Here is a 1,838-nt window from a genome sequence, read left to right as displayed (position 1 = left end):
CAGTTCCACGGCGGCGAGCGAGTCGAAGCCCAGCTCGGTGAAGGCGCGGCGCGGCTCGACGGCGGCGGGCCCGGTGTGCCCGAGGACGGCGGCGACCTCGGTGCGGACGGCTTCCAGGACGGTGTGCTCGTGGTCGGCGGCGGGCAGGTCGGCCAGCCGTTCGCCCAGGGTGCGGGTGCGGTCGTCGCGGTCCGCGCGGGCGGTGACGCCGGCCAGGGTCCACAGGACGGCCGGGAGGTCGTCGCCGCGCCGGCGCAGGGCCGCGGTGTCCAGTCGTACCGGCACCAGGGCGGGGCGGCCGGCGGCGACGGCCGTGTCGAGGAGTTCCAGTCCCTCGTCCGGGTCGAGCGCGCCGATGCCGGAGCGTTCGATGCGCTGGATCTCGGCCGGGTCGAGTCCGGCGCCCATGCCGCCGGACCACAGTCCCCAGGCGAGGGAGGTGGCGGGCAGGCCGAGGGCGGCCCGGTGGGCGGCCAGCGCGTCGAGGAAGGCGTTCGCGGCGGCGTAGTTGCCCTGGCCCGAGGCGTCGAGGGTGCCGGCGGCGGAGGAGAAGAGCACGAAGTGGGACAGCTCCCGGTCCCGGGTCAGTTCGTGCAGGTGCCAGGCGGCGTCCGCCTTGGGCCGCAGCACGGTGTCCAGCCGCTCCGGGGTCAGCGAGGTGATCAGCCCGTCGTCCAGGACGCCGGCGGTGTGCACGACGCTGTCCACCGGGTGCGCGCGGAGCAGGGCGGCGAGGGCGGCGCGGTCGGCGACGTCGCAGGCGACGATCTCGGCCTCGGCGCCCAGGTCCGCCAGTTCCGCGCGCAGGCCGGCGGCGCCGGGCGCCCGGTCTCCGCGGCGGCTGGTCAGCACCAGGCGGGTGACCCCGTGCCGGGCGGCCAGGTGGCGGGCGACCAGGGCGCCGAGTCCGCCGGTGCCGCCGGTGACGAGGACGGTGCCCCAGGGGCGGTCCGTCCCCGGGGAGTCGTCGGCGCGGACCAGGCGGGGGGCGTGCGCCCGGCCGTCCCGCCAGCGGACCTCCGGCTCCCCGGAGTCGAGGAGGGCGGCGAGTGCGGCCCGGTCGGGTACGGGTGCGTCGGGTCCGGTCCGGCCGACGAGGAGGATCCGGCCGGGGTCCTCGGCCTGCGCGGCCCGCACCAGCCCGTGCACCGCGGCGTCGGCGAGACCGCCGCCGGTGAGGACCACGAGCACCGACCCGGCGTACCGCTCGTCGGCCGTCCAGGCACGCAGGGTCCGAAGGGTGCGGCCGAGCACGGTCCGTACGGCGCCGGGCAGTTGCTCGCCCTCGGCGCGTGGGGCGGTGACCGGCAGGATCACCACGTCGGGCACGGTGGCGCCGAGCGCGTCCAGGCCGGCGTGCACCGGGACGCCGAGGCCGAGGCCGTCGTCGCCGAGGACCGCCCAGGTACGGCGGTCGGGGCGGCCGGCGGACTCGGGCAGCGGTTCGTCGGTGACGACGTAGAGGTGGCGCTGCCGCCGGGCGAGCCGGTCGGCGGTGACGGGCCGGGTGACGTACGAGGAGACGGTGGCCAGCGGCCGGCCCTCGCCGTCGGCGAGGTCGATGCGGGTGCCGTCGGTGCCGGGGGTGACGCGGACGCGGGCGGTGAGGCCGCCCCGGCCGTGCAGGGCGACGCCGGTCCAGGCGAAGGGCAGGGCGATGCCGTCGGACGGTTCGCCGTCCCCGAGTGAGGTCACGTGCAGGGCGGAGTCCAGCAGCGCCGGGTGCAGGGCGTGCCGGGCGGCGTCCGGCCGGGCCGCGGCGGGCAGTTCGAGGTCGGCGAGGAGGGTGTCGCCGTGTCGCCAGGCGGCCCGTACGCCGCGGAAGACGGGGCCGTAGT

Annotated in this window: 1 protein-coding gene; it reads right to left on the bottom strand. The window is 78.4% G+C overall.

All coding sequences use genetic code 11. The annotated features are described in order from the left end of the window. Window positions 1-1,838, bottom strand: a 1,838-nt coding sequence (locus tag CCN44_RS40925; RefSeq protein WP_143650429.1) for a type I polyketide synthase, incomplete at both ends; no start/stop codon positions are given.

The organism is Streptomyces tricolor (assembly GCF_002155905.1).
Lineage (GTDB): Bacteria > Actinomycetota > Actinomycetes > Streptomycetales > Streptomycetaceae > Streptomyces > Streptomyces tricolor.
This window is presented reverse-complemented; position numbering and strand designations above follow the sequence as displayed.